Source organism: Thalassoglobus sp. (assembly GCF_048270125.1).
Classification (GTDB): Bacteria; Planctomycetota; Planctomycetia; order Planctomycetales; family Planctomycetaceae; genus Thalassoglobus.
This window is the reverse complement of sequence record NZ_JBLWTN010000003.1, coordinates 457,145-471,182: the sequence shown is the minus strand read 5'-3', so window position 1 is coordinate 471,182 and position 14,038 is coordinate 457,145. Positions and strand designations below refer to the sequence as shown.

General features: G+C 50.5%; 7 protein-coding genes. 2 read left to right on the top strand and 5 right to left on the bottom strand.

Annotation, left to right across the window (positions count from 1 at the left end):
* Positions 1–355 precede the first annotated feature (355 nt).
* Positions 356–2,617 (top strand): DPP IV N-terminal domain-containing protein, encoded by a 2,262-nt coding sequence (locus ACN0YR_RS06220; protein WP_417848323.1) that lies wholly within the window; start codon positions 356–358, stop codon positions 2,615–2,617.
* Positions 2,618–2,689: 72 nt separating this feature from the next.
* Here the strand turns inward: ACN0YR_RS06220 and ACN0YR_RS06215 are convergent, their stop codons facing one another.
* Together ACN0YR_RS06215 and ACN0YR_RS06210 are read right to left on the bottom strand one after the other, a co-directional pair.
* Entirely contained in the window at positions 2,690–2,911 is a 222-nt protein-coding gene (locus ACN0YR_RS06215; protein ID WP_417848322.1) for a DUF1653 domain-containing protein, read from the bottom strand.
* A 5-nt stretch (positions 2,912–2,916) separates the two neighbouring features.
* Positions 2,917–3,711: a hypothetical protein gene (locus ACN0YR_RS06210; protein WP_417848321.1), complete on the bottom strand. Its 795-nt coding sequence runs from the start codon at positions 3,709–3,711 to the stop codon at positions 2,917–2,919.
* A 336-nt stretch (positions 3,712–4,047) separates the two neighbouring features.
* On the opposite strand from ACN0YR_RS06210, the gene dnaE reads away from it, so the two are divergent.
* Entirely contained in the window at positions 4,048–7,596 is a 3,549-nt protein-coding gene (dnaE, locus tag ACN0YR_RS06205; RefSeq protein WP_417848320.1) for a DNA polymerase III subunit alpha, read from the top strand.
* Between the two features lie 131 nt (positions 7,597–7,727).
* Here dnaE and ACN0YR_RS06200 read toward each other — a convergent pair whose 3' ends face one another.
* The 3 genes from ACN0YR_RS06200 to ACN0YR_RS06190 all read right to left on the bottom strand — a co-directional run bounded on the left by ACN0YR_RS06200 (position 7,728) and on the right by ACN0YR_RS06190 (position 14,038).
* Positions 7,728–9,794, bottom strand: coding sequence for a protein kinase domain-containing protein (locus ACN0YR_RS06200; RefSeq protein ID WP_417848319.1), 2,067 nt, complete (start codon positions 9,792–9,794; stop codon positions 7,728–7,730).
* 75 nt (positions 9,795–9,869) lie between these two features.
* Positions 9,870–11,297 carry a DUF1501 domain-containing protein gene (locus tag ACN0YR_RS06195; protein WP_417848318.1) on the bottom strand — a complete coding sequence of 476 codons (1,428 nt, stop codon included), beginning with the start codon at positions 11,295–11,297 and terminating at the stop codon, positions 9,870–9,872.
* 599 nt (positions 11,298–11,896) lie between these two features.
* A complete protein-coding gene (locus tag ACN0YR_RS06190) occupies positions 11,897–14,038 on the bottom strand; it encodes a hypothetical protein (protein ID WP_417848317.1) in 2,142 nt (713 codons plus the stop codon).

Below are 14,038 nucleotides of genomic sequence, written 5' to 3'. Positions count from 1 at the left end.
CACTTGGGGAGAAAACGAGACGGGCACCCCGGCTGGATCACCCTCTGGCGCGGCCTGGAAAAGCTCCTCCTCATCCTCCGCGGAGCATCGCTATAAACCAAAAATGTGGGTAACGTTGACTGGGTTCTACAGAAAATCCAGTACGGGTCTTTACGCTCTGCCTTGTAGCGAGTTGTCTGTGAAGCCATGACGAAGAACCTCAAGGGCACGACGCACAACACATTGAAAATGCCCTAAAACAGACTTCTCCTGCCAACTCTCTTTTTATGAGTGCAGGTCTCTCTTACAGGCAGCGTCTTGTTCAAATCGCTACACTCATCAAGCTCTGATTTGCTTCTTTGAGTTGGACTCCTCCATGTTTTCCAAGCGATCTTTTTGCCTTCAATTTTCCGTTCTCCTGTTTGTGTTACAGAGTCACCCGGCGTGGAGCCAAGGGACTATTGCTGACTACGAACGTGCGTTGGCACTACGAGGGCGATACGAACGAACACTGTTTCGCTACAAAGTGAATCCACACTGGTCGAGTGATGGAGAACGCTTTGGGTACAAGGTGGAAACAGGCCGTAACCAGCACGAGTTCATCATCGTTGATGCCAAAAGAGGTCAACGAGAGTTGGCATTCGATCATAAAGAACTTGCCGAACTGCTCTCTAAAGAACTTGGCAAACCTGTCGACGAACTGAACCTTCCAATCGAGCGAATCGAATTCGCTGAGAATGCCATCGCCGGAGAGGTTCACTTCATCAGTCAAGGAAAGCATTGGAAGTTTGATCAAAACGCGGGAGAGCTCTTAAATGTTGAATCAGCAATCGGATCAAACACGAATTCAACATCAGAGAAAAATCAGCAGCGTCGCAATTCGCAGACTGTTTCTCCTGATGGCTTACTACGTGCCACAATCGAGCAGCACTCACTGCTGATTAAAAATGAAATGGGCGACGAATCGCCGACAGAAATTCGCATCGCTGGCTCGAAAGAACATGCATTCACAACGCACAACCTGGCGTGGGCGCCCGATTCAAAAAAACTGGTTGTCTGGAAAGTCGAGGCAGGCGAGCAACGTACGGTTCACTTTGTTGAATCCTCTCCCAAAGATCAGTTGCAACCGAAGTTGCACGCGTTCAATTACCTCAAACCAGGGGATCGTATCCCACAGCCGAGGCTCCACCTGATTGATATCGAATCGAATGCCGAAATCGTAATCGACGATTCTCACTTCAAAACCCCATGGTTGAACAATCCAAAAATCCATTGGTCTCCCGATTCGAGTCGATTTTATTTTGTCTACAATCAGCGTGGGCATCAGGTCTTGCGAGTCATTTCGGTCGATGCCAAAACCGGTGATGCTCAAGTGATCGTCAACGAAGAGAGCAAGACGTTCGTCGACTACGCCTATAAGCAATACCTGCACTTCCTACACGAATCGAACGAACTGATCTGGATGTCGGAGCGTGATGGCTGGAACCATCTATATCTCTACGATTCATTGACCGGTGAGGTGAAGAACCAAATCACTCAGGGGCCTTGGGTGGTTCGTAAAGTTGTCCACGTAAACGAAGAGCAGCGGCAACTCTGGTTTGAATGTTCGGGACTTCTCCCGGAACAAAATCCATATAACATTCAGCTGGCAAGAATTGAGTTCGACGGTACGAACCTGACTCGCCTCACCGATGGTGACGGAACTCACACCGTCAAATTCTCACCTGATCGCCGTTATCTGATCGATTCCTATTCACGAATCGATTCCCCTCCGCTCATCAATCTTCGCGAGACAGCAACAGGTAAGCTGGTTTGTAAGTTAGAAGAGTCGGACATCACAAAACTGAAAACGGCGGGATGGAGTCCTCCCGAACGATTCGTTTCCAAAGGACGCGATGGGAAAACCGACATTCACGGGGTGATTTTTCGGCCGTCGAATTTTGATCCCGAGCAGAAGTACCCGGTCATCGAAAAGATCTATGCCGGGCCACATGGCTCGTTCGTTCCGATCTCTTTTCGCGAATTTCATTCCGCTCAAGAAGTCGCGGAAGTTGGCTTCATCGTTGTGCAGATTGATGGAATGGGAACGTCCAACCGTTCGAAGGCCTTCCACGATGTCTGCTGGAAGAACCTTGGTGACTCTGGATTCCCCGATCGTATCCAATGGATCAAGGCTGCAGCAAAGCAGTTTCCAGAATTCGACCTCACGCATGGTGTCGGCATTTACGGTGGCTCAGCGGGTGGGCAAAGTGCGTTACGAGCATTACTGGCGCATGGTGACTTTTATACCGTCGCTGTTTCCGATTGCGGTTGCCACGACAACCGCATGGATAAAATCTGGTGGAATGAACTCTGGATGAGTTGGCCCATCGGACCGCACTACGCGGAGCAATCGAACGTCACCCAGGCTCACAAACTGACTGGAAAATTGTTCCTGACAGTTGGTGAAAAAGACACAAACGTCGATCCGGCATCGACAATGCAGGTTGTCAATGCGTTGATCAAAGCGGGGAAAGACTTCGATTTCATCATGGTCCCCGGCCACGGACATGGTGTCGGGGAAATCCCTTATCTGCGGAAGCGGCGAATTGATTTCTTCGTACGGCATCTCATGAAAAAAGAACCACGCGTAGAATAGTCTGGAGCAGCCAGTGAAAGCCGCAGAACAAGGGAAAAAAGCCTGAAGCGGTTGAAACTTGGTGACGGAAAATTATTCGTCGCCAAGATAAGCAAACCTTGGAGCCTCGACGCCATCCACAAGGACGGTCTCGCCGAACATCTCCTTCGGCCTGACCCACAATCCGCGTTCCCCATACTCCTGGCGATAGACCACGAGTTCTTCAAGCGTCTCGCTATGTCGTGCGACTTCAAGAACGGTGTACTCGTTCCCTTTGTAGTGCCGATAGCGGCCTGGTTTGATTTGTCCACTCATGTTGATCATTTCGCGTACTGAATTCCCTTGTCGTCGCTGCCAATGGCAATCTTTGCGTTGCCATTGCACCCCTTCCCCTTCGAGCAGGTTCCCCCTGCTGAGAGAAGTTTGCCGTCCGGAAGTCCCTCGATTCCCAACGAGCAATTGAATTCAAAACGTCCGACCATTTTGAATTCAGCGTCGGTCACCAGCAGGATGGCTGGGCTTCCATAACATCCGAACCACCAGCGATCATTTGCAAACGTCGCAGTCTGAATTCCCAGGAATGTGTGACCGCTGCTCACGATGTGCTTCTTGATAAATTTAAAGTTCTGATCGTACTCGTAAACGTAATTTTCCTGCACACCATCGGGCAATCCGCCGACAACAAAGAAGTTCCCGTTTTGAACTCCGATTCCCCCGGCTCCATGAAACACTTCCTGAGTTTCATGCTTCGCAACGAGCGACAGATCGCTGGCATTGTACACATACACCCACGAATCTGCGTTTCCTTGCGGGTCGTTAAACTTCCCCAAATTCACTGCCACATACAGTTTGCCATCATGGTAACAGAGGTCCCCGTGATGATTCGCAACTGGAACCTGTTTGAGTTTTTTTCCTGCGAGGTCTGTCTTCACCATTTGAGTTGTGAAGCTCCAGTAAATCGCCTCATCGTCGACACAAATCCCTTGAAGATGATGGGCGTACATTCCTTCGCATTGAACATCCTTGAATTGAGTTGCATCCGACTCCGCAGAGGCATGCATTGAGAAAGCCACATTCAATACGAAGAGCAGTGCCAGTGAGATTTTTGATTTCATAATTCTTGTCGCTGAAAACCTGATTTCACTAAAAACGAGAGTCCGCTTATCCTAATTAAAAAGTCTCTCCACAGCGAGCGGAGCGTCCCCGTTGCAAAATTCAGCGATCAAGAGAATTCTTTTTCGCCACAAGTTTGCAAGGCCCCTTTACAGAGGGCTGACGCTCTCCACTCCCCGTGGTACAATGTCCGAATCAAAGCATTTCTGCCATCTCTCTAGAACCAGTCCGAAAACCTTTGGAACAGCAGCTTTTCCCATTTTAATGAGAGAGCAATTTCAAGTTTTCAGGATCAGTTTTCAACTATTTCTTGAACCGCCTGGCGGTTACGGAGAACCATGAGCGAACGTCCTTTTGCACATTTGCATTGTCATACGCATTACTCTCTGCTCGATGGGGCCAACAGAATTCCCGACTTAATTGAAAAAGTCAAAGCCCAGGGAATGAACTCATGCGCGATCACAGACCATGGGAATCTGTACGGGGCACTAGAGTTTTACCAGACTTGCCGAAAGCATGAGATCAACCCAATTCTGGGTTATGAGGCATACATTGCTCCGGGACATCGGACAGACCGCAGTGCTTCTCGAATGAAAGAAGCTTCGTACCACCTGACGCTGCTCGCGATGAATGCTCAGGGATTCAAAAACCTTGTCAAAATGGCATCACGCGCGTACCTCGAAGGGTTTTATTACAAGCCACGAATCGACAAAGAACTGCTGGAAGAATTCAACGAGGGGATCATCTGTTTGTCTGGATGTGCGTCGGGTGAACTCTCTCGGTTCCTCCTCGCAGATGAGCGTAAAAAAGCGGAAGAGCTAACCCATTGGTATAGCAAGGTCTTCGGTGATCGCTTCTACATGGAGATCCAGAACGCCGACATTCAGATTCAAACGGATTGTGCAAACGCCACAATCGATCTTGCAAACCGCGTGGGCTTACCGCTGGTCGCGACGAATGATGCACACTACCTGTGCGCCGACGATGCAGACATGCACGATGTCTTGCTGTGCGTGAACACCAAATCATATCGCAGTGACGAAAACAGAATGAAGATCGGGACCGATCAACTCTTCATTCGTTCACCTGAGCAGATGTATGAATCGTTTCCAGGTCAAGAGGCCGCCGTTGCGCGAACACAGGAAATCGCAGACCGCGTTGATATCGATCTCGACCTGACAACACGCCACTATCCCGTCTTTACACCTCCGGATGAGAAGGACGATGTGACGTATCTGAGGGAAGTTTGTGAAGCTGCCATGATTGAACGCTATGGCGTGAATCATGATCAGGTTTACAAAGATCGACTCAACTTCGAACTCGATGTCATCGAGCGAATGGGGTATTCGAGCTACTTCTTAATCGTCTGGGACTTCGCACGTTTCGCCATCGAGCATGGAATCCCCTGCACTGCTCGTGGTTCAGCTTGTGGCGCGATTGTTGCCTATCTGCTGGGGCTTTCTGATGTTTGCCCGATTAAGTACGACCTGCTGTTCGAACGATTCCTTGATCCATCTCGATCGGAAGCGCCCGATATCGATATCGACTTCTGCCGAGACCGTCGTGAACTGGTCATCCAGTACGTGAAGGAAAAATACGGTAGCGAGAACGTTGCTCAAATCGGAACGTTTGGAACACTCAAGGCGAAAGCTGCGATTCGCGACGTCGCGCGTGCTCTTTCTGTTCCGCTCAAACGGGCAGATGAAATCGCCAAAATGATTCCGGAAACGCTAAACATCAAGCTCAAAGACGCGTTGAAAGAGAGTGCGGAACTCCAAGAGGCCTACAATAACGATCCACAAGTTAAGGAACTTCTCGACTTTGCCCAAGCGATGGAAGGGCTCGCGAAATCGGCAGGAACACACGCAGCTGGGGTCGTGATCGCCGATAAGCCTCTCGAAGAATATATCCCGCTCCAGAAAATCACCGGTAAAGATGACGTCCTCACCCAATGGACGGATGTGGAAACCGCTGGCTTGCTGAAGATGGACTTCCTTGGGCTACGGAACCTTTCGATTCTCGACAAGGCTGTTAATAACGTCAAAAAACATCGCGGCGTGGACATCATCCCCAAGGATTTGCCACTCGACGACAAAGCGACGTTTGCCCTGCTTCAACGTGGTGAGACCAAAGGGATCTTCCAGCTGGAGTCGGGCGGTATGCGCGACCTCCTGACAAAGATGAAGCCGGACAAATTCGCCGACATCATCGCGACCTCTGCACTTTACCGACCAGGTCCGCTGGAGGGTGGAATGGTCATGACGTACGTGAACGTCAAACATGGTCGCGAACCGATTCCGAAAGTCCACCCAATTGTCGACCCCGTTCTGGATGAAACCTACGGCGTGATGGTTTACCAGGAACAGGTGATGCGGATTCTCAACCGCTTGGGAGGAATCGAGCTCGCCAGTTCCTATAAATGTATTAAGGCGATTTCAAAGAAAAAACAGTCCATCATCGACAGTTTTCACGAGCAGTTCATCGAAGGTTCTCAAAAGAACGACATGAGCAAAGAGCAGGCCCAGGAGATCTGGAACCTGATCGTGAAATTCGCCGGGTACGGCTTCAACAAGTCTCACTCCACAGCCTACGGAGCCATCGCTTACCAGACGGCATATCTCAAAGCCCACTACCCCGAAGAGTTCATGGCTGCGCTACTTTCCTGCGGGATGGAATCGAGCGAGCGGATGTCGGAGCATACCGAGGATTGTCGACGCCAGGGAATTGAAATTTACCCTCCCGATGTCAACATGAGTGATGTCGAATTTAGTGTCGTTGTCGAAGGTGAAGGAGAGAACCAGGTTCGCAAGCTGGCATTCGGGCTCGGAGCCTTAAAAGGGGTCGGTGAAGCTGCGATGCAATCGATGGTGAACGAACGCCTTGAAAACGGCCCGTTCAAAAACATCTTCGACCTGTGCGAACGCTGCGATACAAAAGTGCTCACTAAAGGGGTTTTGGAAACACTCGTCAAAGCAGGTGCACTGGATAGTTTCGGCTACAACCGGGAGCAGCACACACTGGTGATCGAACGTGCCGTTCAAGCGGCGGTCTCGCAGCAAAAAGATAAAGCAAAGGGACAAATGTCTCTGTTTGGTGGGCCACCGAAAGAGGGAGAATCAGCTGCCGAAGACGATCCCATTTCGATGCCGCCCGCTGAAGACTGGTCGCACGGACAGAAGCTGACGATCGAAAAAGAAGTTTTAGGGTTTTACCTCACTTCTCATCCACTGACTGAGTACGCTGAACAAATCGAATCCTTCACACAGCATACCGTCAAGGATTTAAAAGAGCTCGGCGACGGGAAAGAGGTCACGCTGGGTGGGATGATTGCATCCATCAAAAAAGCACAAACAAAGAACCCTTCCCGAAACGGAAACAGTAAGTACGTCAACTTCGACCTGGAAGACGCTCAAGGAGTTGTCCGCTGCATCATGTGGCCTGACGACTTTGCGGATGCTGGAGAGAAAGTCGTCGCGGACACCATCGTCGTCGTCAAAGGGCGCGTCGATTTCCGTGGTCGTGAACCGAATGTGATTGTCAACAAACTGTTGACGCTGGAAGAAGCTGAAAAAGAATTCACGAAACAGGTCGCGATTCGTTTTCAACGAGGGCTTCATACTGATGAAGACATGAAACGTGTCAAAGATTTACTCAGCCGATACCCCGGGAAAACGCCGGTCACCATTGTTGTTGAGACCAACGATCCGCAATCCAAAGAGACCAACGGGGAGTCCAATGGAAACGGAATGACTCGATCCGGACGTGTTCGGGCAATCCTGACGACACAAATTCAGGTTTCCGCGCGGCCTGAACTCAAAGATGATCTGCGAATCATCCTTGGTGAAGGTGGTTTCCGCTTCCAGGCTGTTCCTGCCAACCAGAGATAATCCTGCGACGGGGATACGGTGCTACAGGATTTTATGAATTGGTGTTCGAGTGCTGTCTCTCGGCGGGCAGCCGATGAAGTCATGAAAATGAACTTCACGGGCAAACGTTAGAGCAAACTGCTCTAAGTGGATTAGACTCGATTGGACACTCTGCGAATGATCCAGCCGAGTACCGCCAGCATCGCTGCAAAAACGACGACCATTAATTGTCCGTATCGGATAAAAATGGCTCGCAGTTCATCCATCGGAGCGACCGCTTCGGAGCGTCGCTCCTGGACAATCGCTATCCAATTGGCTGACGAAATTTCAGCAACGGCAGCTAACCACTCTCCTTGATACCTCTCATCAACATCCGCCAGCGGATCTTTGTAATTTGTAATGAACCGCTTCCCCTTGAGTGCGTTCTGCATGACCTCAGTTTCTTGCTCACTGAGTTCGATTTTCTGCTTGATCATCTCGTTGTCCGAGAGTTGCGACAAATTCTCTGCGGACATCCATTGGTGATCGAGCAAAAACGGTTTCTCTTCGCGCATGTCAACAAGTGAAAGAAAACGATCCTGCTCCGAAAGCTCTTCAGTCGAATTCATACCGCGGATGCGGCGTTCCCATTGGCTGAGCAGTTCGGTCAAGTGGATTGTCCGTGCCAGCACTCCGATGACTTCGGTTCCCTCCAGATTCCAGACAGGGACGGCAACGGCAACCATGTATTGATTTGTATTACTACTTCGAAACGCGAGCGAAACACCTGCTGTTTTACGCGGTTGAACTTCCCCACCCACTCTCCGGCTCCGCTCCAGTTCCCGGCCGAGATTATGAAAATAATCTCGATAGGCGAAGGAATGCCCGATTGAATTATCCCATGGGTTTCGGTGGATTTGAATCCCTGCCCGGTCCGTCAAAAAAAGGCTCGCATCTCGAGTCCGTTTTTGCTTCAGAAAACGATTATCGGTCTCTTCCCTCCATTGATCCAAAAACTCGGAGTAATCTTTTCGAAATCCGAACAGAGAATCCTCTCCCGTTTCTTCCGGGAGTCTGGCAGCTAACCGGACGAGCTCATCAGTCCGTTCCAGAAGTTCCTGATCAACACTGGATGCCAGAAGCCGAACCGTTGCCGCGTCACTGGTCAGCGCACGTTCAAACAGATTTAATTCGGCTTCCTGAACAGCTTCTGGAACTGCCGTACTGGCGATCCAGGCCAGCATCAACATAAACAAAACAGGTCCGAGAAATCCCAGGAAAATGAGGGGTCTTCGAGAGCGATTGATTTCTCGCTGTTCCAGCCGGTCGAGGATAACTTGTGGATTAGGAATTCGCTCTGAAGGGTTTCTTTTCAGGCAACCATCAATCAGCGAGGCAAGAGCCCGATCGACTCCTTCGACATTGCGGTGGTCATTCGGAACGGGTGAACTCTCGACGATCTCACGGTAAATATTGAGCCGATCAGAAAGCCCGGTTGCTTTCGAAATCAGCAGTTCTGTCTCATCGGACTGATATGGAGTTGCACCTGTCAGCATGTGGTACAGGACCGCTCCCAAGGCATAGACATCCCAACGAACATCAGGAATCGCGTCCATCGTCGCCTGCTCAGGGGCCATATAGTAAAAGGTCCCCAATGCGGGCGACTGATCCGAAGTTAACCGGGACTGACCAAAGTCACCCAGCCGAGCTTCGTCTCCATGGTCGAGCAAGATATTGGCTGGCTTGATATCACAATGCAGAATCCCCGCTCCATGGGCATGCACCAAAGCCCGGGCAACAGACTTTGTGATTTCGACAGCCTGGGCGACCGGAATTGGTCCTGCTTCCAGCAGCGAAGCGACTGACTCACGTGGCAGGTACTCCATCACAAAGTAAGGAGGATCGTGATCCCAGCCAACGTCGATCAATCGCACAACATCGCGAGAAGTGTCCAGGGCAGCCAGCTTTTCGACTTCCCGCGTCAGCAGCGTCCAGTCGAGACCGCGACGGTTCGTAAAGAATTTGATGGCGACATGCCGACCGGTCTTGCGTTCTCGAGCAAGCCAGACCATTCCGAAAGATCCTTCACCCAAGCATCGCAGCACATCGTAGCCGCCGACGGAATTCGGAACGCGACCCGAGCGCAAACTCAGCTGGCGAGATTCATCTAACTCTTGTTCATCCTGAACAGGAGTCATCTCCAGTGACGGTGAATCCGGATCTTGAGGGGGAGTCGACATGGGATGGTTCTTGAAGAAACCCGTGTTTGCCGGAGACTCGAAGTCTCCGGCGAAAAATCATCTTAGGGCAGTATCTTAAGCAATAATTTCGTTCACAACCCGTCCGTGGACGTCAGTTAATCGGAAATCCCGTCCAGAGTAACGATAGGTCAGTTGTTCGTGATCGAAACCGAGGAGGTGCAGCATCGTAGCATGAAGGTCGTGGACATGCATACGGTTTTCAATCGCTTTGAAGCCGAACTCGTCGGTCGCTCCGTGGGCCATTCCCCCTTTGACGCCTCCTCCAGCCATCCAGACAGTAAACCCGTGGTGGTTGTGATCGCGACCATTTTGCTTCCCCTGATTGGCTCCCGGAGTCGGCAACTCGACAACCGGAGTCCGGCCAAACTCTCCGCCCCAGAGAACGAGCGTGTCATCGAGCAGGCCACGTTGTTTAAGATCTTTCAACAAGGCACCGAGAGGTTGATCGAGCTGACCAGCGAGCCGGCGATGCCCCGCTTCAATGTCGTCATGATTATCCCAAGGTTGACCAGCCCCGTGCCAGAGTTGTACGAAACGAACTCCACGTTCGACCAGTCGTCGAGCCATCAGACATTGTCGTGCATGGACACCTTCTCCATACATTTCCTGAATATGTTTCGGCTCTTTGGAAGTGTCAAAAGCGTCCGAAGCTTGGATTTGCATCCGGTAGGCCAGCTCCAGCGAATGGATTCGAGACTCTAATTGAGAATCGTGGCCTCTGCTTTCCAGATGCTGCTGATTGAGAGACTGCACCAGGTCGAGTTGGCTCCGCTGCTGCTTCAGCGGAAGATTCTTATTGCGAATATTGGCAATGAGCTTATCGATGTCTTGATGCTTCGTATCCAGATAGGTCCCCTGATAGACACCCGGTAAAAAGGCAGATCTCCAGTTCGCGGTTTCGGTAATTGGATAACCACCCGGGCACATCGAAATGAATCCAGGAAGGTTCTGGTTTTCTGTCCCCAAACCGTACGTTGTCCAACTTCCGAAGCTGGGACGGATCAGTCGTCCATCACCACAGTTCATCAGCATGAGTGATGGTTCATGATTCGGAACATCAGCATGCATCGAGCGGATCACGCAGATGTCGTCGATGGACTCAGCGACGTGCGAAAAGAGCTCGCTGACTTCGAGGCCAGACTCACCATACTTTTTGAACTTGAACGGTGAACCTAAAGCAGATCCGGTTTTCCGTTCCGTTCGCAGATTCTTCGTCGGAAGTTCTTTCCCGTGATATTTTGTCAGCATCGGCTTGGGATCGAAGGTATCCACATGCGATGGTCCGCCGTTGCAAAAGATGTGAATCACATGCTTCGCTGTTCCGGGGAAGTGCGGCTTCTTGGCATCCATTGGCGAAGTGGCAGCCGTCGCGGAACGGAGAACACCCTCTCCACCCAACATGGCAGCTAAGCCGAGCATCCCCAGTCCTTGACCGGATCGCTGGAGAAGTTCACGTCGAGAAACTAATGGAAGTCCGTTCATAGCTTGGTATCTTTAGTATCAATGTTTACTTTGCGCTCGGTCGATTTCGCGCGGAGTTACTTACTTTGCGCTGGCTTACTTTGTGCTGGGTCTACTTGCCACTGACAAATCAAAATGTCACACGTGATCTGCAACTGAAATTGTTCGCATCCGCGTCCAATTGTTCAAACACCTGATATTCATATAGCTCGACAGAACTGAGTGAGGAGTTGAGTTTGACAGCGCGACTTTCCAGCCTGATCTGGCTTTGAAACCTTTGGATGAAATGAGTTACGACGAATTTCACCTCAACTTGAACGATTATAGTAAGCTCACAAGCGAGCCTGATCGAAAAATCGTCTCCGCAACTCATTCAACTTACAACCAGTCAGGAAACTTGTGGAATGGTCAATTTCCTCAGTGTTTGAGATAGCGAATTCAGCTTTCAGGGTCAGTTCTAAAGTGGCACTGTCCAGTTTGGTGGGATTATTGGCAGGAAGGACGGTTAAGGATTGAGGCTGTTCTTCGCTTCGTTTGAAACGCGAACAGCAGTTTCAGGAACACTTCAGTTCGCCACTCTGATTCGGAGCGAAAACGATCTCGTTTTTAGGTCGTTCGACTTAATCAAACTTGTAAATCGGCATGTTTTTCTGCTTGGCGAATTTTTCAGTCAAAATGTGAATCGTTTTGGTTTTCTCATTGATCGACATCACCATCACTTTTCCTTCTTCCTGGTAGGTGTCGAGAATTTTCTTCAGCGACTGCTCAAGTGGAACGACACCGAGCTTAAACGTTTGAGGCATGTTTTTCGTGTAACCGGCATCTTTCAAAGCGTCGCCATCGACATCCAGATTCAGTTCCACTTCACCAACGAGATAACTCAAAGCAGGTTCGAGTGGAGTTCGATTGAACTCAGCATCGACTGGAATTTTCAGACGTTCAACAATTGTGTCGGGCAGCTTGGGCTTGTTATCTGCCGCAGCGATCACCACTTCAGAATGGAAGTCCGTTCGAGCCGCTTCGTTGGCAGTAAAGAGTGTCGCCAATGCCAAGTTCGGAGCGGCTTTCTGTGGTAACACTGTCGTGAGCGAAACATAGTTTGCGGTCGTCATACTGACAGTCGATTTCTGAATCGCTGAAGCCATTGCGGGGAGACGTCCGATGAAATCTCGAAAACGAATTTCACGAGGAGCCATCTTCAGGCAGACTTCGTCCATCAACGTCTTCGGAAGAGTTTCCAGTTGTGCATTCAGTCGTTGACGCACCTTGGCAGGATTACTTGTCGCAATTGGATGAACGTTAATTTCTGAGTGAAAATAGGGATCGGTGTGTACCGACCAACTGATCGCTTCGACATCTTCACCAATCCAGCTGACGACCTGCTCCATCGTTTGATGAGAGGCCTCTGGCATAATTTGGGGATAGTGAAGTTGCAGATCACGGACGATCCCGACGACGGTAAAGAGTCGCTGATCGTCCGTTTCTCGCATCAAATTTTCTAATGCGACCGACATTGTGAAAGGCCGGTTTTGAGATTCCTCAAGTTCTGCAGCATACATACGAGGAGCAATGGCAATCGTTTGAGTATCGTGAATCAGGTACGCATACTTTTCATCCTGTTTCAATTGAAGATCTGGTCGTTCCTCAAGGCTAAAGACTGACTGTCCCCTGAATTCTTCGATCAAATCGGACATCTTCGCTGGCTCTTTCAGAGTGACCACCGAGCAGATCTCAGGTTCGGTACCGGAAGCACCCAGCAGGAAGCCAATGTAAGCTTCTTCAATTTCTTCGGGATCGCGCCGACAGATTTCTTTCAGCTTCGCAGCAATCCAGTTAGTGACATCATCGGTCAGGCTTACTTTCAGTTCCTGATATTGTCGATCATCTGACCACAAAAGAGATGGTCGGACATGAATAAAGAAAGTGACACCTTGAGGCATCATTCGAAGTGCCAGTGGCTTCCCGCTGGTTGGCTCAAACTCGCTGACAAGTTGAGGACGATTTTCCAATCGACTTCGGCTGTACGGTTCGTCCTCGGCAACTGGTGATTCAAGATTCTCCTCGACCGCGACGGGATCGGAAGAGGTGGTCGACTTTTGAGGTTCGTACCTCATGACTAAAAACGCGACTGTACCAATCCCTAGAAGCAAGAAGGTCCCCACGATCACCGTCGGTCCCCACCCCTTCTTACGGCGCGACCGAATCCGGTTCAGTTCGCTGGTCCCACCACTTGCTTCTGCCGTAGCAGGAGCGATCAACGGTGAAGGTGACTGAGCAGGAGTCGCAGCGAAATTTGGTAGTACTGATTCTGCAGGAGATGTTGTCGACTGAGGAAGGCTGCCAGTTGCTGGAAGCACTGGAGCATCTGGAACCCACTTGGCCGATGTTCCAACAGGCGGGTCGTCGGTGACTAATTCGAGTTGGACCTCCTCTTCCACTTGCTTTTGAAGCTGAGGTGGTTCGACCGGATTTGGTGTGGGAGGAGTTGGTGCAGAAGGAGCCGGTTGCGAGGCAGCAGCCTTCTCGATTGGCTTTGGCGGCTCCGTCGGTCTCTGGGCTGACGCCTGAGCTGGTGTCTCCGCTGGCGATTCTGCTCGTGGTTTCGCTGGCTGGCTTGGTTGAGAGACCTGCACCAGGAAAGGAGCTTTGCACTTGGGGCACTTCACCTTCTTACCGATCAGTCGTTGATCTTCAATCTTCAACTTCTTCTGGCAATTCGGACAACGAATTGAAAACGGCTTCGAGGATGTGTCAGTCGACAT